This window comes from Clostridioides sp. ES-S-0049-02 (assembly GCF_020658465.1).
In the GTDB taxonomy this organism is placed as follows: domain Bacteria; phylum Bacillota; class Clostridia; order Peptostreptococcales; family Peptostreptococcaceae; genus Clostridioides.
Genome location: NZ_JACVWG010000002.1, coordinates 396251 through 421025 on the forward strand (window position 1 = coordinate 396251; position 24775 = coordinate 421025).

A 24775-nucleotide genomic window follows, 5' to 3' on the forward strand; every position below is an offset into this window, starting at 1 on the left:
TAATTAAAAAATAATAATTAATATAATAATGTGTACAAACTAATGAATATTGATATAGTATAGCTATCATATGAAAGAGTATGTGCACATTTTTATTTGATAATTTATTTAAGGGTAAATGAATATAAATAATCTATAAACAGAAAGGGTTTTTTTATGAAAATTCAAAATACTGAGTGGGGATATATTGAATGGAAACATACTTATGATGAGAATAACCCAAAACAAGCTATGAATATATATATCGCAGTTACTATGCCAGGTAAAAAACATTTTAATCATGTTCATTATGGTCAAGAACAGATGATATATATTTTAGAAGGAGAAGGGTTATATATTATAAATGGAGTTTGGAAGCCATTTTCGCAAGGTATGATTTTTTACATAGAATCTGGTAGCACACATGAGTCTATAAATACAGGAGATGGACCAATAAAAGAACTTATTGTTTCAAATAATGTAGGAAATATAGGAGAAAGTGAAGTTATAGAAATCAATCCTAATAGCGATTTAAAAAAGACCTTAATAAATTATAGTGAAAGTACTTTAAATTTATATGCAGCAGTAGAATCAATTCGTGGTCAGTTTATTGATCCATTTAAAATTCCACTGATTATATATGATGATTCTTGGAACATAGTTTTAAAAAATCCATATTTTCCATTATTTTGTTTTGAAAAGTGTAACCCTATGAAGTTTCCTAAAAATTGCGATTGTATGAATCAAAAAAGTAGCAATCAATTCATATGTAAGTATGGGATAACTATATATAATATTCCAATATTATACAAGAACAATAGTATTGGAGTTATTCGAGGAGGATATGTATTGTTATCTGATTTAAATCTAGATACTACTCATAGTAATTTATATGATATTCCAGAAGGTGCTGCTAGAAGCATAAAAAGATTATTAAAGCAAATATCTAAAAACATAATAAATTTTTGTTCATTTAATGATATAAGAAAAGATTTACAAGAGAAAGAACAAACTATTGCAAGAACATATCACTATGGAGAACAACTTGAAATGAATCTAAAGGTAGCACAGGATACGGTTACTAATTTGAGAATAAATCATCATTTTTTATTTAATACTTTAAATTCAATGGCAAGTATAGCACTTGATGATGGTTGCTATGATTTATATAGTGCAATAATAGATTTGTCTAAAATGTTTAGATATACAATGAGGTCGGATTTAAGGTTTGTAGAATTAGAAGCTGAAATATTATATATTAAAAATTATTTAAATTTGCAAAAGTTACGTTATGGTAATGCATTAAAAGTTGAATATGTTATTCCCAAAGAGTTATATAAGATTTCTGTACCTTTCAATTTTATTCAACCTATTGTAGAGAATGCTTTTACACATGGTTTTAGAGATATTGATAAAGAAAAGCAAATTAAAATAGTTGCAAGTGTAGATTGTCAGTATGCTGTTATAAAAATCTGTAATAATGGAACTATTTTGGATGAAGGTACTATTGAAAAAGTGAAAACAGGTATTCATAGTAATAATGGTCATGGTCTATCTTTAATATATACAAAGTTCACATCTGCTTATGGAAGTGATTTTGAGATGAATATTAAATCAAATAGTAAAGAAGGTACTTATATAATTATTAAAATCCCTCTTGAAAATGAATAAAGAATATGTATAAAACTTAGATAAAATTAATAAGTTTTATCAGTATAAAGAAATATATTAGATGTTTCTATATTATTTTTTACATCTTACTTTTTTGTACATCATTAAGCTAAAAGGGAGGAATTCTCATGAGAAGAGCACTAATAATAGATGATGAAGAAGCTGTTTTAAAAATAATAACACATTTTACAGAGATGAAAGATATGCCAATAGAAATTGTTGGGAGAGCAACTTCTGGTGACGAAGCAGTAGAAAAGATAATTAGTTTAGAGCCAGATATAGTATTTATAGACATTCAGATGCCGATATATAATGGGTTGGAAGTAATAGAAAGAACATCTCACATATCTAAAAAAATAAAATTTGTAGTAATAACTGCCTTTGATTATTTTGAATATGCCCAAAAAGCTTTAAGATTAAATGTAAAAGATATACTTCTTAAACCACTAGACTTGAAGGAGTTTACTAGGTCTGTAGAAAAGATTATTGGTTATCAGTATACTAGCAATGATTTGTTAAATGAAATACTAGAGTATATAAATTTAAATTATAGTGAGGATTTAAAATTAAATGATTGTGCTAAATTATTTTTAACTAATCCATCCAATATATCTAGGATTTTTAAAAGTAATTTGAATACTACCTTTATATCATATTTAAATCATATACGAATAGAAAAATCTATAGAATTGCTTGAAAATACAAAAAAAAGTATAAATGAGATTGCGGAAATAGTTGGATATAACAGTCTAAATAACTTTTATAAGAATTTTAAGATAGAAAAAGGGATGACACCCAAAGTTTATAAATTGAATATTAAAAATTGAAATTGATAAATAAAAAGTCAATATAGATAATTGTTTGAAAATGTCTGGATAAGTATACTTTAATTAATAACAAAAATTAAAGCGCTTTAAACATATTTAATAACATTGAACCTTATAAAAGATGTACCTATATATATAAAAAAATATATATAAATAAAAATTAAAAAATATACAAAATAAAAAAAGTGAATTAAATATTATTCCAAAAAGACAGAATATTCATTTAAATTCGCTGTAAATTTATATTTGTTAAAGAAGGTAACTTTATAATGGAGGTAAGTTGATATGTCAGACAAAGTAAATATTAAAAATGTTATCTGTATTGCAGGTGCTTATTTAGCAACAGCAATAGGTTCAGGATTTGCGACTGGTCAAGAAATACTCCAATTTTTTGCATCCCAAGGATATATGGGATTGATTGGAGCATTAATATCGATGGTACTATTCTCATTTCTTGGTGTTGAAGTCATAACAAGGGGGAGAGAGTTAAAACTTAAAGAGCCAACAAGAATTTACACTTTTTATTGTGGAAAGATTCTAGGAAAATTTTATGAATGGTTTAGTCCAATATTTTTATTTGGAATTCTGATAGTAATGATTTCAGGTGCTGGTTCAACTTTAACTGAATATTATGGAATAAATCCTTATTTAGGAAGGGTATTAATGTCTATTGCTACACTAATCACAGTATCCATGGGGCTTGAAAAATTAGTAAATATACTTGGGCGCATTGGACCAGTAATAGCAGTATTTACTATTGCAGTTGGATTAATAAGTTTATTTAAGCACTTAGATGGATTACCTGTTGTTGGAGAGGCAATGAAAAATATTGAAGTTACAAAAGCATCAGGAAGCCCAATAGTTTCAGGTGTAATTTACAATACATTAAATATAATTGTAATGATTGTATTTTTAACAGGTATGGGAGCTTCTGTTGAAAATAAAAAAGATGCTTTCTGGGGAGGATTATTAGGTGGTGTAGTTTTTATGACTGCTGGTATAGTTATGTATCTAGCTATGATTTCAGATATAGGTAACCTGTATATGAAAGAGATACCATCCCTTTATCTAGCAGATAATATATCTCCTATTGTAGGTGTATGTTTCTCAGTTGCACTTATATTAGGTATCTATACAACTGCTGTTCCACTTTTATGGTCTGTGACTAATAGAATTGTTGAAGACAAACACCCTAAATTTAAATTAGTTACAACAGTAGTAGCTATTTTGGCTTGTATTGGTGGCTTTTTACCATTTGGTAAGCTAGTAAATATTTTATATCCATACACAGGTTATATGGGACTTTTAATTTTAGTTTGCATGGTATATAGGGCAATTACATGTAGAGAAAAATCAACTCAAAGTCAGGAATAAATATAGTTAGGATAATTGATAGTTGAGAAAATTTCTTATTGTAATACAAATTATAAAAAAGTCAAAATAGTTAAATAAATTGCAAATTTTGATAATATAATTAATTAAAATATTATAGTAGAATATAAATATAAATAAAAATTAATTAAATTTATAAAAATAATTAAATTAAGAAGAGGTGTTATTATGTTAAAAACAACAAGAATTTCAGACCCAGAGTTATACGAAATTGTAGCTGGTGAATTGGTTAGACAAGAGCATAATATCGAGATGATAGCTTCTGAAAGTACAGCACCAACAGAAGTACTTGAATTAAGTGGATGTGTATTTACAAATAAAACAGAAGAAGGTTATCCAGGAGCACGTTTCCAAGCAGGTTCTGAAGAAGCAGATAAACTTGAAAATCTAGCAATAAAACGTGCAAAAGAAATATTTGGAGCAGAACATGTAAATGTACAGCCTTACTCAGGTTCTACAGCTAACTATTGTGTATATTCAGCAATATTAAAGCCAAATGATACTGTTTTAAGTATGCGTCTTGACCAAGGGGGACACTTAACACATGGTAGTACAGTAAACTTCTTACATGATATTTATAAATATGAATTTTATGGTGTAGATTCAAATACTGGTCGTATAGATTATGATGCTCTTGAAGCGAAGGCAAAAGAGTGTAAACCAAAACTTATAATTGCAGGAGCGAGTTCATATCCAAGATTGATAGATTATGAAAGAATATCAAATGTTGCAAAAGAAGTAGGAGCTTATTTTATGGTAGATATGGCTCATGTTGCAGGTTTGGTGGCAGCAAAAGTAATACCTAGTCCTGTACCTTATGCAGATTTTGTTTCTTCATCTACAACAAAAACTTTCTGTGGACCAAGAAGTGGTATTGTGCTTTGTAAAGCTGAACATGCAAAGAAACTTGATAAAGGTGTTTTCCCAGGAACATTAGGTTCTATACATCTTAACACAGTTGCAGCGAAAACGTTTTCGCTATTGTATTTAGGGACAGATGAGTTTCGTAAAATAATGGAGCAAGTAGTAGTAAATGCTAAAACTTTGGCAGCTGAACTTATTTCTCACGGATTTAGTATAGTAAGTGGTGGAACTGATAATCATATAGTAATGGTTGATTTAAGAAGTAAAAATTTGACAGGAAAGCAGTTTGAAAAGGCTCTTGAATATGTAGGAATAACGGTTAATAAAAATGTTATACCTGATGACCCACAATCACCATTTGTAACTAGTGGCGTTCGTATCGGTCTTACATCAATATCTCAAAGAGGTCTTAAAGAAAAAGAAGTTGTGCAAATAGCAGGAATAATGAATAAGGTAGCAGAAAATATTGATAATAAAGAAGTATTAGATGAATGTAGGGTAGAAGCTCAGGAACTTATAGCTAAATTCCCATTATATCCAGAAGGATATTTTGAAGATTAAGTATATTGATTTATATAGCTCACAACCTATAAAGCCTATAACATAAAACCCAATAATATATAATTATTATAAGGAGATGCCTCAAAATAAAACTTTGAATCATCTCCTTTTTTTGTAGAAAAATAGAAAATGGAATTTCTAAGAACTCCTAATCTATGTAATAATTTAAATGAAAGTTTATTTAAAATCTTAAAAAACTGTGAACCATTGATATAAGAGGAAAATAGGTATGTTATTGCCAACAATGGACAGCAGTATAGTCTATTTAATACTTATGATACACAAATGTAGATCTCATTGTGGAAAGCCGCACTTGTGTGTTATAATGTTGTAAAAAATAAATTTGGAGTAATGCCATGATTGAAAACTACGTTTTGTGTGAAATTGAGGAATTAAAGAGAAAAATACATGAAAACATTAATGTGAACGATGATGTTATTTGTGGGATTTGTGATAAACTGATTTCGATTTCAAAAGAAAGTAAAGATTGGCAAAGTGTGGCTTTTGGACATGTATGGCGTGCCGATTATTATTTCTATGTGGAATCAAATATGAAATGCGTATCAAAAGAGTTGGAGTATGCACAAGAGTATATTAATGAAAAGAATCCAAGTGAATTATTAGAAAAATTTTATGCACTGTGTAGTTTACTTTCTTTAAATTCATATGATAAACAGTCTGCATTTAGATACACTTTAAAAGCATTGGATGTTTCTGAAAGATTAGACATCAGACATCGCATTGGTATAAATTATGGGAATATTAGTGCTTATTATTTGGACTATGAATTATATGATGAAGCACTGTTCTATTTAGATAAATCAATGGAAGTATTGCGTTCTTTGCCAGATACGAAGCCACGTTTTCTGCGAATGCTGTTAATTAATTTCATTAATATATATTTAAAATTAGGTAAGCTTGAATTGATGAAATCAACTATTGAAGAATTGAGTTTACTTCCCTTCGAAGAGAAAGATTTAAAAATATATGTTGATTATGCATATTTGCTTTATTATGCAGAGATACAGAATCAAGAAAAGAGTTTATATTATCTACAGGAAATGCAGAATGATGGACTTATGACTTTTCCAAATCGTGTTTATCTCATAGAATTTTTGATGAATGCATTAGAAGCAATGATATCTATCAAAAACAAAGTAAAATCAAGTGAATTATTACAATCCTTACAAGAGCTAATAAAAGAAGATGAACCAGAGCCTTTATTGAAATTATGTAAATTGAATATTAAGTATTCACAGAAATTTGAGACAAAAAAAGAATTATATTACCATTACCACGAGTATTATGATTTATATTTAAAAGCACAAAATCAAGTAAATCTATTAAAAGTAGAAGGTTTACGTGCAAAAATTGAATTGAATGACACTTATACTAAGTATACTCAATCAAAAAAAGTATTAGAAGAATTATATGACCTTGTAAATTATGATGAATTGACTAATGTATACAATCGTTATTATTTTAATATTAAGCAAGATGAAATTCTCAATAGTAATAGATATACTAATATTGGTCTTGCAATATTTGATATTGATTACTTTAAAGAATACAATGATTATTATGGTCATTTGGAAGGTGATGAAATATTAAAACAAGTAGCAAGTAGCTTGAAAGAAAAGGCAAATGAACAAATGGCAGTCTTTCGCTATGGTGGTGATGAATTTGTTTGTCTTAGCTGGGATTTGAATTTTGAACAAATGGCTGAATATGTTAATCAAGTAAAAGAAGCAATAAAAGAAAAAAGTCTTGAACATATACATTCACGATGTGAAAAAATAATAACATTGTCAATTGGATATGGTAATAAGACAGTTTCAACTAAAGTTGATGTACTTAATTTATTTGATGAAGTAGATAAAGCACTATATGATGTAAAGAATAATGGTAGAAATAATGCTAAATCAATAATTGCTATGGAAGAGGTGCATAATGAATAACTATAATGTAGCACTTGAACAAATTCAATTGCTGATTGATCGAATTCAGTGTCGTTTTGAGCATAATTCTAGGTTTAATAAACACGATTGTGATAGGTTACTAATGATATCAGAACAGTTAAACTACTTCTATGGACAAGCATTGGCTCATGTGTATTTGGCACAATATTTTCAAATGAAATGGGATGTAGATGCTTATAATTTTCATTCAGAGAAGGCAAGAGAAATTGCTGAGAATAAAAATTATTTTGATGTTTTAATTGAATATTTTAAAATAGAGGGCTTGCGAAATGTTACTATTTGTGACGAAATAGCAGCTCTTACTATATATTTAGAAGGAATCCAAATTGCTTATAAAATTAAAGATAAAAAATCATGTGCTATTTTCTATAACAATATTGCTGATATATTTTACACAAGTGGTGTATATAAAATTGCAGAGCAATTCTATACAAAAGCATTAGATGTTATAAAAGATATTCCTATAAAAAGTGTGCTTTTTTATTACAAGTCTATACTTGTGAATCTATTACACCTTTCTTGTGTTCAAGGAGAATTAGATAAAGCCCTGAAGTATCATGAAAAATGTTTAAGCGTAAAATGTGAAGTTGGCATTTTACCTTTATTATTTATGGAAGGAGAAATACGTCTTTTATTATTAGAAAATAAGGAAACAGAAGCGTTACATAAAATAGATAGTTTGATAAATAAGTTGATTAAAAATAAGGAAGAAGCGTTTTTACTGAAATCCATTTATTTATATTTAATGGAATTTTTGCTTTTGTTGAAAAGAGAAGAAGATGCAGCATGGTGCTTAAACCAATTAGACACATTGTATAAAAATACGAATCAAAATATAATGATACAAATTCAAAAATTACATGTTCAATATTCAATTCTATTTGGGCATGAAACTGATGAACTTTATGAAACTTTTTATGAAACCATATTAAAAGGAGAAATGGACAGTAAGATATCAATGGGCGAAAGCTTCAAAAGTCTTCTTTCTCTCTATGAAAGAGAAAAAGAACAGAATCTTATGTTGGAAAAGCAAGTTAGTCTACAAACAGTAGCAGATATAGATGAACTTACAAAAATTTATAATCGAAGATACTGTAGTAAACTTATAAGTAAATTAATCCAAGATGATGAGGTTTTATCCATTGGATATGTTATGGTTGATATCGATTTTTTCAAAGAATATAATGATTACTATGGTCATTTAAAAGGTGATGAGGCAATAAAAGAAGTTACTACTTTATTAAAGAAGAACTTACCAAACAATGCTTTTGCTGCACGATATGGAGGAGATGAATTCACCTGTATATTTGTTGATAGAAGTGATGATGAAATTATTACATTTGTTGAATCAGTTCAAAAAGAGCTGAGAGACAAAAATATTGTACATTTAAAAAGTAAAAATTCCAAACAGCTCACTTTATCTTTTGGGATATATAATGAGATACATATGCATGGTTGTGATGAATTAACTCTTATTAAAAATGCTGATTTAGCCTTATACCAATCCAAAAATAAGGGAAGAAATGTATATACAATTTATAAACAAAGGAGCCAATCGTAATGGAAACGGAAAATAATAGCACCTTAAAGCGTGATATGTATGATACTTCATATATTTTGGAAAAATATTGTAAGATAAAAGGTAGTGATGAAAGATATGCTTTAATACACTTGAACATTAAAAATTTTCGCTATTTTAATACAAAGTATGGAAGTAAAGCAGGTGATGAAATTCTGACATTGGTTTTTCAAAAAATAACCACATTTTTAGAAGAAAAGGAGTACGCTGCATATTTATATGCGGATAACTTTGCTTTTTTAGTAAGGTGTGATGATTCTAACTATCTTATATATGAACGATTGATACCACTAATTGACATATTATATCGTATAGATGATGAGCGGATTTATAGAAATCTTTTTATGTCTATGGGTATTTATGTGATTATTAACCCAGAAGTCTCATTTTATGATGCACTAAATTATGCGAATTTGTGTAGGAAAGAAAGTGAAGCTTTACTTAATAGAAGTTCTTGTATAGAACTTTATGGTGATTCTTTTTATAATAGTTATATGGACCGTATGAAACTGGAAATAGAGACAGCAGATGCATATAAAGGTTATGAATTTGTCACGTACTTACAGCCCAAAATCAGTCTAATAAATGGAAAGGTTATAGGTGCAGAGGCATTACTTCGTTGGTTTGATAAAGATGGAAACAGCATCCCATTATATAAATTTCTGCCTATTTTAAACCAAAATGGCTACATTAAATTAATTGATATTGATACTTTTGAACAAATGTGTCAGTACTTGGATACAAGAATAAAAAACAATCAGAAAGTTGTGCCAATTAGTTTTAATATTTCAAAGTCACATTTTTATGACCCAGGGATTGTTCAAAATTACATTGATGTGTTTGAAAAATATGATATTCCAAAGCACTATATTGAAATTGAATTTATGGAATCAATTTCTTTAAATGATACTGAACGTTTAAAAAAAGTAGTATCTGATTTCAAAGAATATGGGTTTACATGTTCACTAGATGATTTTGGAGATGGTTATTCTTCTTTTAATGTATTACTTAATGCTCATTTTGATATTATCAAAATGGACCGTCAGTTTTTTTTAAATAACTTAAATGGCAATAGTAGTTTAGTAATAAAGACTATTATAGATTTAATTCATTCTTTAAATATGAAAGTGATTGCTGAAGGTGTAGAATCTAAAGAACATATAGAGTCTTTAAAAGAGTATAGATGTGATATGGTTCAAGGTTATTATTATTATAAACCTATGTCAATTGATTCATTTAATATGATATTGGATGTGCAGGATGATTGTTAGGAATTATATGAATTAATTATTTAGAGGGAGAAAAATATGAGATACAAAAAAATTATAACATTATTAGTAGTAGCTATACTTGCACTAAATTTGGTGGCATGTTCCACACCTACTCAAGGAGATGCAATAAAAGGCTCAGTTTTTCAGGGGACTCAAGGAAAAGAAATGGTAACGTTAAATGTTACATCTGAGCCAACAGAATTGAATCCAATGAGAATGAGTGATACTATTGCACAAAGTATTCTCTATCATTGCATGGCTGGATTCACAAAGTTGAATGAGAAGGATGAGCCAGTGGCTGATTTAGCAGAACGTTGGGATATAAATGATGCGAACACTATTTATACAATGCATCTAAGAAAAGATGCAAAATGGTCAAATGGAGACCCAGTAACCGCGAATGATTTTTACTATTCCTGGGTGACACAGATGACGCCTTCTACTGGAAGTATATTTGCTTCGTATATATACAAGAATATTAAAAATGGAGAAGCATTTTATAAGGGTGAGATTGACGAATCACAGCTTGGGTTAAAAGTATTAGATGATTATACATTAGAAATTCAATGGTCTCATCCAATGACTAATGGCTTGTTTTATTTGTCACAGCCATATTTTTTGCCAATAAATAAAAAGGCTTATAAGGCAATTGGTGATAAACAGTACGCTAAAGAGGCCGATAAAATGGTAACAAATGGTGCATATAAAATAACAGAATGGGTTCATGATGACCATATTACAATGGAGAAGGCTGAAGAATATTATAATGCATCAGAAATTAATATTCCTAAAGTTAAGTTGGTTATGATAGGAGATGCAAATACAAGTTTGAATGCATTTACTGCTGGAGAAATTGACCTTTGTAACCTATATAACGAACAAATTAAACTCGTGAGAGACAAAAGTAAAGATACTATTCAATCCTATATAGATGGAGGATCTTGGTATTTAAGCTTTAATACACAAAATGAGTATCTTTCTAACATAAACCTAAGAAAAGCACTTGCCTATTCTATTGATGTACAAAGTCTACTTAATAATGTAATTAATGATGGTTCTATAGCAGCCAATGGTCTTGTACCAGGTGTTATAAAAGGTGTTGATGGTAAAAGTTATGCAGAAAAACGTGGTAGCTTATTTAAGTATGACAAAGATAAGTCAAGGGAATTCCTTGACAAGGCACTTCAAGAACTTGGGATAGAAAAGAAAGATATTAAACTTGTATTTTGGACATCAGATACAACATATAATCAGAATCAGGCTGCCTACTTGCAACAACAATGGAAAGAAAATCTTGGACTGGATGTAGAACTGAAATCTACAGCAGTCAAAGCTTTGTCTGAAGCAAAAAGAAATGGTGATTATAGTTTTGCAGTGGATGCTTGGGGTCCTTCTGAGAATGATGCAATTACATTTTTGGAGAACTATACAACAGAAAATATGAACAATTATGGAAAGTATTCCAATCCAAAGTATGATAAGTTGATTGAGGATTCAACTCATGAGAGTGATTCTAAAAAGCGTCAAGAGATACTGATACAGGCAGAAAAAATTCTAATGGATGATATGGTTATAGGACCGATGTATTTTACATGTACTACTTATGCAGTTTCTGACAAACTAGTTGGTCTAGTACGTACACCATTTCAATTCTTTAACGTTTTAAATGCACATATTAAGTAAATAAAAAACATGACAGGAGCAGACAATATGTCTTTACAAATGAGGTATATCGCTAAGCGACTTATTTATGCGGTACTTACTGTATGGGTTTTGATTTCCATTACATTTTTACTGATGCAGATGCTTCCAGGAGACCCTTTTTCTGGACTTAAGGTAATTAATCCTGAGATAAAAGCTTCTTTAGCCACAAAATATGGTCTAGATAAACCTGTATTAGAGCAGTACGGAATATATGTGAATAATTTGATACATGGAGATTTTGGTTCTTCAATTGTTTCTGGTCGTCAAGTCACAGATATTATAGCCCAGGCATTCCCAGTTTCTTTAGAACTGGGAATACGGGCTTTGATTTTTGCAATCATTTTGGGATTTTTGTCAGGTATTACAGCTGCTTTGAAGCATAGGACAAAGTGGGACACATTGATGATGATTTTGGTGCTTCTTGGGGTGTCTGTTCCATCATTTATTATTGGTGCTTTGTTGCAGTATTTTTTTGGAATTGTGTTGTTTCAATTTACTGGTATCCATTTTTTTGCAATTATAGGATGGGGGAGTGAAAATAGCAAGATTTTACCTGCATTTGCGCTAGCTTTTGGCTCTATGGCAAGTATTGGAAGATTAATGCGTTCTAGTATGCTTGATGTACTTGGGCAGGATTATATTCGTACCGCAAAAGTGAAAGGAATCAAGAAAAAAGATATTATCCTTCATCATTGTCTACGCAATGCATTAATGCCAGTGATAACAGTTCTTGGTCCTATGACAGCAGTTCTGTTGACTGGGACATTTGCTGTAGAATATGTATTTTCTATTCCAGGTCTTGGAAAATACTTTGTGGACTCAGTACAGGCCAATGACTATCCAGTGATTATAGGAACAACATTATTTTTTGGTATGTTTCTTGTGTTGTGTAATCTAATCGTGGATATTTTGAACAGCTGTATAGACCCTCGCGTGAGATTAGGAGGTGAGGAAAATAGATAGTAGTAAAAGAGTACTTGTTCATGAAGATTTTTCATCTATTGATGGCTGTAATTCAGATATGACTAATAACGAACAGGTGTATCCCTCTATGAGTTTTGCAAGGGAGACCATATCCATACTACGCCACAATAAAATTGCAGTAGTATCATTTATAATGATACTTATTCTTATGATAGGTTCAGTATTTTTTCCAATATTTTGTAATTTTGATTTTTCATCTCAGAATGTGGCATATGCAAATAACTCCTTTTTTAGTAAAGATATAAGTAGTGGTTTTACTCATATCTTTGGTACAGATAATCTTGGGCGTGATATTTTTGTACGTATCTGGTATGGGACACGAGTATCACTTCTAGTAGCAGGGGTGGTAGCTATCATAGACTGCATAGTAGGAGTAGTATATGGTAGTATTTCTGGATATATAGGTGGTATGGTTGACAATGTAATGATGCGTACATTGGAAATCATTAGTGGAATTCCATACCTTGTTGTTGTTCTTTTACTTATGGCAGTGCTTCCACAGGGAATTGGAACTTTGATTATTGCCTATACCCTTGTAGGATGGACTAGTATGGCACGATTGGTAAGAGGACAGGTGGTTTCTCTTATGGGGAGAGAATTTATAATTGCTGCAAAAATTATGGGAGCAAGTATGGGACGGATTATTTTCTTCCACTTAATTCCTAATATGTTAGGTATTATAATTGTACACATGACATTGAGCATTCCAGGAATTATATTTACAGAAGCATTCTTATCAATGTTGGGAATGGGAGTTCCACCACCATATCCATCATTGGGAATTATGGCAAATGAAGGTGTTGCTGTTTTTCAGACTTATCCAGCAAGGCTTGTAGTGCCAGGATTATTTATTTGTCTGATAATGCTTTCTTTCAATCTCTTGGGAGACCAACTTCAAGATGCTCTAAATCCTAGATTAAGGAGGTCTGCTTATTATGGACGACATTCTAAGAATTAAGGAATTAAATGTATCTTTTGATATGTACGAAGGAACAGTAAATGCAGTTCGAGGTGTATCGCTTTCCATGAACAGTGGCGAGATTCTTGCGTTAGTGGGTGAAAGTGGTTGTGGTAAAAGTGTAATGGCACAGTCAATTTTGCAACTAAATCCTTCACCACCAGCTAAAATTATGGCTGAGGAATTGAAACTTCTCAATTTTGATATTTTGAATGCATCAGAAAAAGAGATGGAACGAATAAGAGGTACTTTAGCAAGTATGATTTTTCAAGACCCTTTGACCTGTTTGAATCCTACAATGAAAATAGGTAAGCAGATTACAGAGTCACTATATAGAAAAGAGAAAATGTCATCATCTGATTGTAAGAAAGAGGCAGTTAGATTACTTGAAATGGTGCAGATACCAAATGCTGAACTACAAGCAGAACAGTACCCTCATCAATTTTCAGGAGGTATGCAACAACGTGTAATGATTGCTATGGCTTTGGCATGCAATCCTAAACTACTTATTGCAGACGAACCAACAACAGCTCTTGATGTTACTACACAACTGCAAATCTTGAAATTGATTGCTAAAATTAGAAAAGAGATGGGAACAGCTGTACTTTTGATTACTCATGATTTTGGTGTTGTAGCAAACTTGGCAGACCGTGTAGCAGTGATGTATGCTGGAAAAATTGTGGAAGAAAGTGGTGTGAAAGAACTTTTTAATAGAGCAACACACCCATATACACAGGCACTGTTAAGAACACTTCCTACATCAGGTGGTATAGGGGAACGCATATCTATATTGGGAAGTCCACCAAACTTATCTGATTTGCCAGTCGGTTGTTCTTTTTCAAAGAGGTGTCCATATTGTATGAAGATTTGTTTGAGAGAAGAGCCACCTTTATTTGAGGTTTCAAATAGTCACAGTGCTTCTTGTTGGCGTCTGCATGAAAGTTTTCCAAAGGAGGAATTGGATGATGGAAAAATTACTTGAATTAAATAATGTATCCAAGAGCTTCCCTCTAGGAAGAAAGCGCAAAAATATTGCTGTCAATCATGTGAACCTAACTATTTATAAAGGTGAAACTCTAGGGCTTGTTGGAGAATCTGGTTGTGGAAAATCAACTCTTGCAAGCGTTATTATGGGTGTATATCCATCAAGCGAAGGTGAAATATTATTTCAAGGCAAAAAGTTAGAACTACATAGACAAAGTAGAAGAAAGGCATTTGCACAACATACACAAATGATATTTCAGGACCCATATATGTCTTTAGACCCACATATGACAGTAGAATCTATTATTGCAGAAAATTTGAAGGTTCATGGGATGTTGGATAAAAATACAAGAACACAAAAAGTATATGAATTGTTAGAAATGACTGGGCTTTTGAGAGAACACGCAGGACGTTTCCCACATGAGTTTTCAGGAGGGCAAAGACAAAGAATTAGTATTGCACGTGCACTCGTGGTTCAGCCAGATTTTATTATATGTGATGAACCAGTGTCAGCACTGGATAATTCTATTCAGAGTCAGATTATAAATCTTTTATATAAGTTAAAGATGGAGCTTGGTCTTACTTATCTATTTATTTCACATGACTTAAGCATGGTACGTTATATTTCTGATAGGATTGCTGTGATGTATGCTGGTAGAATCGTGGAAATTGGAAATGCTGAGGCGGTTTACAATACACCTTTACATCCATATACACAGATGCTTTTGCGTGCAGTTTTGACTCCAAATCCGAATAGCAGAAATATACTACATGAAGAAGTAGATGTACAAGACGAAGTCAAAATTTTTTCGAATTCTGAAAAAGGATGTCCTTTTGTGGAGCGTTGTCCAGTATCAGCAGAATATTGTAGAAAAGAAATGCCTGAATTATTTGAACATAAACAGAATCATCTAGTTGCTTGCTATATGGCAAGTGAAGGATTTAGCTATTATAAAAAGTAATTTTTTAGTGTAATGATAAATTAATTTTATTTAAAATACATATGCTTTACCTCTTGTACTCAAATTTCTTAAATATTAAAATCTAGAATATTAATTAAAAAAGAAGTAGTAAAAAATAGCTTATAAAAATTCAACAGAGGAGTTGAACTTAAAATTTGATTAGAAAAAAATCAATTTTGAGACAACTCCTTATTTTTTTTGAAAAGTAATATACAAGCTATCATAAGCATATAATTCTCTATAGATAATTAACAAGGGGGATAAAGTTATGAGGTATTATAATAAACCTACCAAAGAAGTCTTAAAATACTTAAAGACAAATCCAGAAGTTGGACTTGCTGATAATGAGGTAGAAGAGAGGAAGCTTAGATATGGATTAAATGAATTTACGATAAAAGAAGGACGAACATTTTGGGACGAGTTGGGGGAAAGTCTGACAGAACCTATGATATTAATTCTTATAGGAGCAGCAGTAATAAGCTCATTTGTGGGAGAATTGCATGATGCATTAGGTATTTTAGGAGCTATCTTTATTGGTATTTCCATAGGTATAATAACTGAAGGGAAATCTAAAAAAGCTGCTCATGCTCTATCAAAATTAACAGAGAATATAGAGGTAAAGGTACTTAGAAATGGAAAGATAGTTAAAATATCAAAAAATGATTTAGTACCAGGAGATATTGTATATATAGAAACAGGAGATATGATACCAGCAGATGGAAGGCTTATACAATCTATAAATCTAAAGCTTAGAGAAGATATGTTAACAGGCGAATCTGATGATGTAGCTAAAAATGCTGATGCTATATTAGATATGGAGGTAGTTTATTCTAAAACAGAAATAATTGAACAAGATACAATACCCGCAAAACAAATCAATATGGTATTTGGGGGAACTCTTGTAGCATATGGTAGAGGGATAATGGTTGTTACTCATATTGGTGATAAGACAGAGATGGGTAAGATAGCACAGAACTTATCAAATGATGACCAGCAAACTCCACTTCAAATTAAATTAGGTAAGTTAGGTGCTAAAATAGCAGGTATATCAGGTGTAATAGCTACATTATTATGTATGTTTATGATTATACAAATGCAAAGAAGAGGTATGCTAATTTTGGATACAAGCAGTATTTTATCTTTTTTACAATCATTAGAGCCTGCTAAAAATGCATATATGGTTTGTATTGCTTTAATAGTTGCAACAGTACCAGAAGGTTTACCAACTATGATAAATATTACTTTAGCCATAACAATGCAAAAGATGGCAAAGATAAATGCATTAGTAACAAAGAAAGAAGCCTGTGAAACTATAGGTTCTGTCTCTGTAATATGTTCTGATAAGACAGGTACTTTGACACAAAATAAGATGATGGTAGAAGTAGCATATGTTGATGGTAAGTATATAAGTAGTGGAGAATATCAAAGTAATAGTTATTTTGAACAAAACTGTATAGTGAATTCAACAGCTGATATAGAAAAGGAAGACAATTCATTTAAATATATTGGAAGTGCAACAGAGTGTGCATTACTTTTATATCATAACGATAAAAATTATAATGAAATGAGAAAACAAACTTATTTAATATCACAAATCCCCTTTAGTTCAGAAGAAAAGAAAATGTCAACATTAATTCGTCAAGAGGATTCAGATATACTACTTTCAAAAGGAGCTCCAGAAGTATTATTAAAGAAATGTTCTTATGTACAACAAGGAAAAAGTATTGTCCCAATAACTCCTAAAATAGAAAAAGGTATTCTCGATGAAATTAAAAAACTACAAATTAAATCTATGAGAACATTGGGGTTTGCTTATAAAAAGATGACTAAATCTAGAACAGAAGTTGCAATAACTTCAGAAGGAGAATTGAATTTAATCGGAAATCCAAGAGGGTATGAGAAGGAAGAAAATTTAGTATTTAGTGGCTTTGTAGGAATAGTAGACCCATTGAGAGCAGGTGTTAAAGAGTCTATTGATAAGGCATTTAATGCAGGTGTAGATGTAAAAATGCTTACAGGGGATAATATCAATACAGCAACTGCTATTGGAGATGAATTAGGATTATTAAATGATGGTAAAAAGGCAGTTGAAGCAACCTATATAGATGTACTGACAGATGAAGAGTTAAGAGAAGAAATAAAAGGAATATCTATTGTCGCAAGAAGTAAACCAGATACAAAGATGAGAATAGTTTCTGCACTTCAAAAAAGTGGTGAGGTTGTAGCCGTAACAGGTGATGGTATAAATGATGCTCCAGCTCTTAGTCAAGCAGATGTTGGTATCGCTATGGGAATCTCAGGTACAGAAGTATCTAAAAATGCAGCAGATATAATATTGACTGATGATAGTTTTAGTACAATAGTAGAGGGAATAAAATGGGGAAGAGGTATTTATGAAAACTTCCAAAGATTTATACAGTTCCAGCTTACTGTAAATATAGTAGCATTTATAATTGCTATAATATCTCAACTTACTGGTAAAGATATGCCATTTACTACGATACAATTATTATGGGTAAATATAATAATGGATGGTCCTCCAGCTCTTGCATTAGGATTAGAACCTGTTAGAGATTATGTATTGAAAAGAAAGCCAATAAATAGACATTCTGGAATAATAGCTAGGTCTATGTCTGTTAATATTATTATAAATGCTATACTTATGATTACAATTGTATTTACACAATCAGCTTTTAATATATTGGGAGCAACTCCAGAAGAACAAGGTACAGTTATATTTTCATTATTTGCATTCAGTGCTCTTTTTAATGCATTAAATTGTAGAGAATTTGGATTAAACAGTACAATACCAAATCTATTTAAAAATAAATTAGCATTACAAGTAATAGTTGTGACAGGGGTGATTCAAATAATATTTACCCAAGTATTCCAAAGTTTCTTCAATTCAGTGTCACTAGGGTTTGATATGTGGATAAAGATAATATTATTCGCATCGACTATTCTATTGTCAAATGAATTTGTAAAATTACTTCTTAGAACAGTAAAAAATAGTAAGAAAGTAAATCTTAATAATAAAAATTAGATTATAAAATTTCGCAAAATCGTATTAATACTACGCTTTTGCGGTTTTATTTGTTTTTGTGTAAGTGATTTCAAAATACTATTTATCACTTTTTTGTATGGTACATTATTATACTTAAAAAGATGATTGACCATTAAAATATGGTATTTAGCAAAATATTCGTGAGATTTAAAGATTATTATTGCTACTAATTTACTGCCATTAAATGAGTCCTGATATGATGTAAAGAGTCTTGAAGATATAAACTGATAAACAACATAATTTTAAAAGTATTTGATATGAAATAATGATATATAATCTTTTAATGGTAAAGAGTTTCTTTACCAATGTCGCAATATTTATTTTGTCTGATATAATGGTTAAAGAACATTAACGAAACATATTGAGGAGAACTAAAAGAGTAAAAATACAAATAAAAAGTATATCTGAGTATTTAAGTAAGTTAAAAATATGTATGGGTTTAAAAATAGGAATTTTATAAAGGAGTTGCTAAAATTATGATTGTATATTTTTCTGGGACTGGTAATAGTGAATATGTAGCAAAAAGAATGGGTAAAGAGCTTCAGAATGAAGTATTGAATATATTTGAAAAAATTCGAACTAGGGATTATTCTCATTTAGCATCTGAAAGACCATGGGTTATCGTTGTACCAACTTATGCATGGCGTATTCCACGTATTGTGCATGAATGGTTGATGAAAACAGAACTTAGTGGAAATAAGAATATTTATTTTGTAATGACCTGTGGGGCTGATATTGGCAATTCAGGCACATACTTGAAGAAATTGTGTAAAGCAAAAGGGATGAATTACAGAGGATGTGCTTCTGTAGTCATGCCAGAAAACTATATTGCGCTTTTTAGTACACCAAGTAAAGAAGAAGCTCTAGTAACGATTGAACAAGCTGAGCAGAAAATATCATCTACAATACACTGTATTAGAACTGATATAGCATTCCCAGAATCGAAAGCAACATTTAAGGCTAAATTCAGTAGTGGATTGGTCAATAATATATTTTATCCAGTATTTGTTCATTCTAAAAAATTTTATGTGACAGATGCTTGTGTTTCTTGCAAGAAATGTGAAAATGTATGTCCACTTGGAAATATACACCTTAATGATGGAAAGCCAAACTGGGGAAATCATTGCACTCATTGCATGGCTTGTATATGTCGATGTCCAAAAGAAGCTATTGAATATGGCGAACATAGCAAGGGGATGGCACGTTATATTTGCCCAAAGGAAATCTAAAAATAAATGACTTAAATTAATCCTGATGTATTTTGATGAGGGTGCTTTAAAAGCAATCATTATATAACATAGATTTTATTTAATGGAGTATTAATTTAAAAGACAGTTGATAAATAGTCAGCTGTCTTTTTTTAATCAATTAAATTAATTAGTCATCATAATTAAATTATAATGAAACTTGTATTATAGATATTTTTCAATTTTACTTTGTTCAATTACACGTTTACCTAATAAGGTAATTGCCTGTTTTGGGCAATTATTAACACAGCGATAACACATAGTACATTGATTTCCTGGTATAGCAACACCATTTTTCACAACAATATTTTTCAAGCAACATAGGCTTACACATTTTCCACAGCCAATACATTTATCAGCACTTATTTTTAATTTGTCTGAATAGTATTTTGTTTTATTAATAAAATATAACCTTTGTCCAAATAAACCTGCTATATGATGAAAAATTCCGATTCCATCTTGTGGTGGAGTTCCATCTTGTATTTTTCTTACAGCATGCTTTATTTTTTGTTCTGCATTTGTTATGAGTTTCTTGTTGCTTTCTAAAGTCTTTTTTAATGCCTTTTCATCAGCAATGCTATCAGGCATTTTTAAATGTAAACCTCCAATAGTGACGGCACCATATTTTTTAAGCAAACGAGCTAAGATACCTGCTCCATCTCCACTGAATAACCCCATTGTTGTAATAATAAAAACTCGCTTGTCTTTCCATAAATTTTGATGATTGATTATAAAGTCCTTTAATATTTTAGGTATGTTGCTGTATTGTGTAGGATAGCTAAATACAATATCTTTATGCTGACTAATTTGATGTAACAATTGCTTATCTTCAATAGAAAATGCTTTTGATGTCATATCATATTCCTGCAAAAACTTTTCTATACAATATTTTGAATTGCCTGTTCCACTGAAATATATTCCTAACATAATTTTTCTCCAAATTTTAATTTATTGACTTATTTGTTTTATTCTACCATGAGTATATTTAAAAGTCATTTTTTTATGTTTTGAATAGATATTTGAGTAAAAATTATGTGAATTAATTTTGATATGTAGAAAATAGAGTATTTTTTATTGATTTAAAAATGTTGTTAATAAAGAATTTTTTATTTTACTTAGATATAAATTAATATAAAAAATCTGCTATAAATATGTTGGTTTGATTATAAATAAGATATTTCTATGCTACTTAATAAATAAAAGTTGTCAATTAAGATGCATATAAATAACTAGTATTATGAAAAATATAATAGAGAATTTGTTTGTGATATTATTTTATATTTATATGAGTAGAAAGTGACTATAGGTTATAATAGTAGAAAGCTTAATAAGTGAATGTTAAGGAATAAATGCAATTAATAAAAATTTAAAAATTTTATCTAAAGGGATATATAGAAAGGAAAATATTTATGAAGTTTAAAAGGTGGGTCAGTATAATTTTATCTATAATAGTTATAAGTTCTCTTCTTGTGGGTTGCACAAATAAATCTAATTCGGATACAGTATCAAATGAAAAAATATCATATGAAATAAATTCAACAAAAAATAGCAATAATAAGGTTGAAACTAATAAATTTAATTTAGGAACATCAGAAATGGTTATAAGAGGTAAATCTATACCATTTAATATGGAAGGAATAATATCAGTACCTGAAAATATAAAAGAAAAAGCACCTGTAGTATTAATCTTTCATGGACAACATGGAGATGGAGAAAATGATTTTGAAGATGGATTTAAATATCTTACTGAGGCTTTGGCAAAAAATGGTATAATAGGAGTATCTATTGATACCTCAGTAAATTATACTTTTAAGTATGGAGAACCAGTGGAAAATGAAAGAATAACTTATTTAGCTCAAACATATATACAAATTTTTAAAGACATAAACGAAGGTAAGAAAAATGGATTTGGGTTATACCTCAAAGATAAAGTTGATTTAAATAGAATTGGTCTTATAGGACATTCTGTAGCAGGTTCAGGGGTAATTAAAATAGCAGAAGACCAAATACAAAAAGGATTCAAAGGGATAAAAGGAATTATATCACTTACACCAGCGTATAATAGTCCGATAGAAAAGTTTCCTGATATACCAACAGCAATAATAGTTTCAGAGTATGATGGAGATGTTGTTCATAGTGGAGATGATATTTTTTATGATATATCTTTAGATAAAAATAGAAAAAGCCCATTGGGTCTAACTTATCTAGTGGGAGGAAATCATAATGCATACAACTCAGTTTTAGGAGAAAAAGAGTTTTCTAAGCCACAGACTACTAATGGAACTTATCCTGAGAAATTAGGACAAGAAGAACATAGAGATTTTTTCTCTAATTATGCAGTTGACTATATGAAATCTATTTTTGAGTTTGATAGTAGTGAATCACCTATCTTCAATAAAAAAGGATTGCCTTATAAAATGTATGGATATCAGACTTTAAATAAAGTTAAATATAGTGAATCTGTAGAATTATTCAATAAAAAGACATTTAAAAATATAAGTTCAAGTAATGTTGATATAAAAGAATTGGTTGAATCAGAGAGATTGAATAAAGATACTGCAAAAATATTTATCAATACTGGAGTGAACGAAGATTTAGACTTGTTACAAGTTGATTGGAAATCTGAAAGTGGAAAAATAGAACTACCTTTAAATAATAATAACTTAGGAGCTTATTCTGCACTAAAGTTTAGATGGGCATTAAACTCTCCTAGTAAATTAAATAATAAAGATAATGTAGTTTCTTTCAAACTTAGCTTAGTTGATTCTAAGGGAAAAGAAAGCAGTATCATTGTAGAAAATGATAAAGTATCTGCTATGAAGTATTTTGAAGGAGAAGTTATAAAAGATGAATATGTAGAAGGGAAGTTTATGGAATTCTGGTCAAGATATACTCCAATAAGTGATACAGTAATACCACTTGAAAAATTTAGAAATATAAATTTATCTAATATAAAGAATGTTACAATTGAATTTGAAAGTCCAGAAACTGGTTCAATTATGTTAAATAAAATAGTTGGTATAAAATAATAAAAGTGGTTCTAGATAAAAGTATAAAGTATCTAGAACCAATTTTATTAGACATTATTAATTTTAGTCAGAGATATAAAACTACTTCATATTAACTATAAGAAAAGAAAATTAAGAATATTTTACTGACATAGAACAAGTTTAAAGAATTTTATATCTAAATTGTGTTATCATGAGTAAAGATATCAAGTTTCGAGTTTATTAATAAAATAAAAGACAGGGAGGTAAGTTTCATGTTCTCAAAAATCCTAGTCAAAACATTTATCAAAGATAGTGAGAATGTTCAAGATAAAGTTGTTAGAAATAAGTATGGTTATGTAGCAGGAATAGTAGGCATAATATCTAATCTAGTTTTATTTATAGTAAAGGTTTCTATAGGTGTACTTACATCAAGTATAGCTATAATGGCTGATGCGTTTAATAATCTTTCTGATATGGCATCTTCAGCAATAACTATGATAGGGTTTAAACTAGCAAGTAAACCAGCTGACAAAGAACATCCTTTTGGGCATGGTAGAATAGAATATCTATCAGCATTAATAGTAGCTTTTATGGTTATGTTGGTTGGACTTCAATTTGTGAAATCGTCTATAGAAAGAATAACAAATCCAGTTCCTATAAAGTTTGAATTAGTACCACTGATACTTTTAATTGCATCTATAATGGTTAAAATATGGTTGAGTCGCTTTAATAAATTTATGGGAAATAAAATTAATTCATCAGCATTAAAAGCAGTGTCATTGGATGCTTTGGGAGATGTATTTACATCAAGTTGTGTAGTTATATCTTTTATTTTGGCTAGATTTACTGATTTACCTATAGATGGATATGTAGGTATTGTAGTATCATTAGTAATACTTTATGCAGGATTTTCTCTTGTAAAAGATACTATAAATCCTCTTCTTGGGGAAGCTCCAGATGAAGAAATGGTCAAATCTATTTTAGAATTATTATTATCTTATGAACATATAATAGGTACACATGATTTAATAATCCATAATTATGGAGTTGGAAGATGCATTGCATCTATACATGCAGAAATTCCAGCGAATATAGATATAATGGAAATTCATGAAATTATAGATACTGCTGAGAGAGAAATATCTGAAAAGTTGGATATATATTTGGTAATTCATATGGACCCTATATGCCTTGATGATGAAGAGGTTATATCATCAAAAAGAGAACTTGAAGAAATACTTAAGAAAAACAGCCTTATAAAATCTATGCATGATTTTAGGATAGTTGGAGAAGGAAGTAAGAAGAATTTAGTCTTTGATATAGTAGTTAATCCTTCTGAATTTTCTAAAGGTATGTCAGAAGAAGATCTAAAAGCAGATATAACAAAACTAGTTAAGGAGATGAATCCTGATTATAATTGTGTAATTGTTGTAGACAAGGATTTTATTTAATGATGATAAAAAAATAAAGGAAAAAAATGTAAAAAATATAGACAATAAAACATAGACATAATATAATGGATATATAACTGTATTTAATTTGAATATAATAATTTTTAATTATTTTTATAAAAAAATTATAGAGACGTTGAAGTATATCCTATTACTGGGCACCTTATGGGTATACAGAGTCAATGGTGCAACCGGCTATGAATATAAATTTTATTTATTTCATAGCTTTTTTTGTATAGTTTTTTGATAAAAAAAGTTAAATTATATTGGGTATTTATGGAATTTTACAAGAGTGTAAATAGATTAGA

17 protein-coding genes and 1 riboswitch are annotated in these 24775 nt (G+C 29.8%); of the genes, 16 read left to right on the top strand and 1 reads right to left on the bottom strand.

Translation table 11 applies throughout. The features are described 5' to 3' along the window. The first annotated feature begins 156 nt into the window (after window positions 1-156). The 14 genes from IC213_RS08010 to IC213_RS08075 all read left to right on the top strand — a co-directional run bounded on the left by IC213_RS08010 (window position 157) and on the right by IC213_RS08075 (window position 20008). Window positions 157-1650 carry a histidine kinase gene (locus IC213_RS08010; protein ID WP_227434382.1) on the top strand — a complete coding sequence of 498 codons (1494 nt, stop codon included), beginning with the start codon at window positions 157-159 and terminating at the stop codon, window positions 1648-1650. Between the two features lie 128 nt (window positions 1651-1778). Then, window positions 1779-2477 (top strand): response regulator, encoded by a 699-nt coding sequence (locus tag IC213_RS08015; protein WP_227862965.1) that lies wholly within the window; start codon window positions 1779-1781, stop codon window positions 2475-2477. Window positions 2478-2762: 285 nt separating this feature from the next. After that, window positions 2763-3851 (top strand): hypothetical protein, encoded by a 1089-nt coding sequence (locus tag IC213_RS08020; RefSeq protein ID WP_227434384.1) that lies wholly within the window; start codon window positions 2763-2765, stop codon window positions 3849-3851. Window positions 3852-4037: 186 nt separating this feature from the next. Then, window positions 4038-5294 carry a serine hydroxymethyltransferase gene (gene glyA, locus IC213_RS08025; RefSeq protein WP_227434385.1) on the top strand — a complete coding sequence of 419 codons (1257 nt, stop codon included), beginning with the start codon at window positions 4038-4040 and terminating at the stop codon, window positions 5292-5294. Between the two features lie 356 nt (window positions 5295-5650). Further along, window positions 5651-7252, top strand: a complete 1602-nt coding sequence (locus IC213_RS08030; RefSeq protein WP_227434386.1) for a GGDEF domain-containing protein — start codon at window positions 5651-5653, stop codon at window positions 7250-7252. Beyond that, window positions 7245-8834, top strand: coding sequence for a GGDEF domain-containing protein (locus tag IC213_RS08035; protein WP_227824330.1), 1590 nt, complete (start codon window positions 7245-7247; stop codon window positions 8832-8834). Before IC213_RS08030 ends, IC213_RS08035 begins: the two co-directional genes overlap by 8 nt. Then, window positions 8834-10123, top strand: a complete 1290-nt coding sequence (locus tag IC213_RS08040; protein WP_227824329.1) for an EAL domain-containing protein — start codon at window positions 8834-8836, stop codon at window positions 10121-10123. Before IC213_RS08035 ends, IC213_RS08040 begins: the two co-directional genes overlap by 1 nt. A 36-nt stretch (window positions 10124-10159) precedes the next feature. Next, window positions 10160-11806 (top strand): peptide ABC transporter substrate-binding protein, encoded by a 1647-nt coding sequence (locus tag IC213_RS08045; protein WP_227862966.1) that lies wholly within the window; start codon window positions 10160-10162, stop codon window positions 11804-11806. 27 nt (window positions 11807-11833) lie between these two features. After that, a complete protein-coding gene (locus tag IC213_RS08050) occupies window positions 11834-12790 on the top strand; it encodes an ABC transporter permease (RefSeq protein ID WP_227830862.1) in 957 nt (318 codons plus the stop codon). Continuing rightward, window positions 12774-13769 carry an ABC transporter permease gene (locus tag IC213_RS08055; protein WP_227862967.1) on the top strand — a complete coding sequence of 332 codons (996 nt, stop codon included), beginning with the start codon at window positions 12774-12776 and terminating at the stop codon, window positions 13767-13769. Before IC213_RS08050 ends, IC213_RS08055 begins: the two co-directional genes overlap by 17 nt. Beyond that, window positions 13747-14751 carry an ABC transporter ATP-binding protein gene (locus IC213_RS08060; protein WP_227434392.1) on the top strand — a complete coding sequence of 335 codons (1005 nt, stop codon included), beginning with the start codon at window positions 13747-13749 and terminating at the stop codon, window positions 14749-14751. Before IC213_RS08055 ends, IC213_RS08060 begins: the two co-directional genes overlap by 23 nt. Beyond that, the gene (locus tag IC213_RS08065) at window positions 14735-15715 is read left to right on the top strand and encodes an ABC transporter ATP-binding protein (RefSeq protein ID WP_227862968.1); all 981 of its coding nucleotides are present in this window, start codon (window positions 14735-14737) and stop codon (window positions 15713-15715) included. Before IC213_RS08060 ends, IC213_RS08065 begins: the two co-directional genes overlap by 17 nt. 268 nt (window positions 15716-15983) lie before the next feature. Further along, the gene (locus tag IC213_RS08070; RefSeq protein WP_227835224.1) at window positions 15984-18758 is read left to right on the top strand and encodes a calcium-translocating P-type ATPase, PMCA-type; all 2775 of its coding nucleotides are present in this window, start codon (window positions 15984-15986) and stop codon (window positions 18756-18758) included. A gap of 497 nt (window positions 18759-19255) precedes the next feature. Further along, window positions 19256-20008 (top strand): EFR1 family ferrodoxin, encoded by a 753-nt coding sequence (locus IC213_RS08075; RefSeq protein WP_227824324.1) that lies wholly within the window; start codon window positions 19256-19258, stop codon window positions 20006-20008. A gap of 183 nt (window positions 20009-20191) precedes the next feature. On the opposite strand, the gene IC213_RS08080 is transcribed toward IC213_RS08075, so the two are convergent. After that, a complete protein-coding gene (locus IC213_RS08080; protein ID WP_227824323.1) occupies window positions 20192-20953 on the bottom strand; it encodes an EFR1 family ferrodoxin in 762 nt (253 codons plus the stop codon). 482 nt (window positions 20954-21435) lie between these two features. Here IC213_RS08080 and IC213_RS08085 point away from each other — a divergent pair, with 482 nt between their 5' ends. Both IC213_RS08085 and IC213_RS08090 read left to right on the top strand, forming a co-directional pair. Then, on the top strand, window positions 21436-23055 hold the full coding sequence (locus IC213_RS08085) for a hypothetical protein (RefSeq protein ID WP_227862969.1): 1620 nt from the start codon (window positions 21436-21438) through the stop codon (window positions 23053-23055). 233 nt (window positions 23056-23288) lie between these two features. Next, a complete protein-coding gene (locus IC213_RS08090) occupies window positions 23289-24467 on the top strand; it encodes a cation diffusion facilitator family transporter (protein ID WP_227862970.1) in 1179 nt (392 codons plus the stop codon). Window positions 24468-24587: 120 nt separating this feature from the next. Beyond that, window positions 24588-24673, top strand: a riboswitch (cyclic di-GMP riboswitch). The last annotated feature ends 102 nt before the right edge of the window (window positions 24674-24775 follow it).

Coding starts and splice junctions, on each gene's coding strand:
- IC213_RS08010 (WP_227434382.1), top strand. CDS start 157: ATGAAAATTCAAAATACTGAGTGGGGATATATTGAATGGAAACATACT.
- IC213_RS08015 (WP_227862965.1), top strand. CDS start 1,779: ATGAGAAGAGCACTAATAATAGATGATGAAGAAGCTGTTTTAAAAATA.
- IC213_RS08020 (WP_227434384.1), top strand. CDS start 2,763: ATGTCAGACAAAGTAAATATTAAAAATGTTATCTGTATTGCAGGTGCT.
- glyA (WP_227434385.1), top strand. CDS start 4,038: ATGTTAAAAACAACAAGAATTTCAGACCCAGAGTTATACGAAATTGTA.
- IC213_RS08030 (WP_227434386.1), top strand. CDS start 5,651: ATGATTGAAAACTACGTTTTGTGTGAAATTGAGGAATTAAAGAGAAAA.
- IC213_RS08035 (WP_227824330.1), top strand. CDS start 7,245: ATGAATAACTATAATGTAGCACTTGAACAAATTCAATTGCTGATTGAT.
- IC213_RS08040 (WP_227824329.1), top strand. CDS start 8,834: ATGGAAACGGAAAATAATAGCACCTTAAAGCGTGATATGTATGATACT.
- IC213_RS08045 (WP_227862966.1), top strand. CDS start 10,160: ATGAGATACAAAAAAATTATAACATTATTAGTAGTAGCTATACTTGCA.
- IC213_RS08050 (WP_227830862.1), top strand. CDS start 11,834: ATGTCTTTACAAATGAGGTATATCGCTAAGCGACTTATTTATGCGGTA.
- IC213_RS08060 (WP_227434392.1), top strand. CDS start 13,747: ATGGACGACATTCTAAGAATTAAGGAATTAAATGTATCTTTTGATATG.
- IC213_RS08065 (WP_227862968.1), top strand. CDS start 14,735: ATGGAAAAATTACTTGAATTAAATAATGTATCCAAGAGCTTCCCTCTA.
- IC213_RS08070 (WP_227835224.1), top strand. CDS start 15,984: ATGAGGTATTATAATAAACCTACCAAAGAAGTCTTAAAATACTTAAAG.
- IC213_RS08075 (WP_227824324.1), top strand. CDS start 19,256: ATGATTGTATATTTTTCTGGGACTGGTAATAGTGAATATGTAGCAAAA.
- IC213_RS08080 (WP_227824323.1), bottom strand. CDS start 20,953: ATGTTAGGAATATATTTCAGTGGAACAGGCAATTCAAAATATTGTATA.
- IC213_RS08085 (WP_227862969.1), top strand. CDS start 21,436: ATGAAGTTTAAAAGGTGGGTCAGTATAATTTTATCTATAATAGTTATA.
- IC213_RS08090 (WP_227862970.1), top strand. CDS start 23,289: ATGTTCTCAAAAATCCTAGTCAAAACATTTATCAAAGATAGTGAGAAT.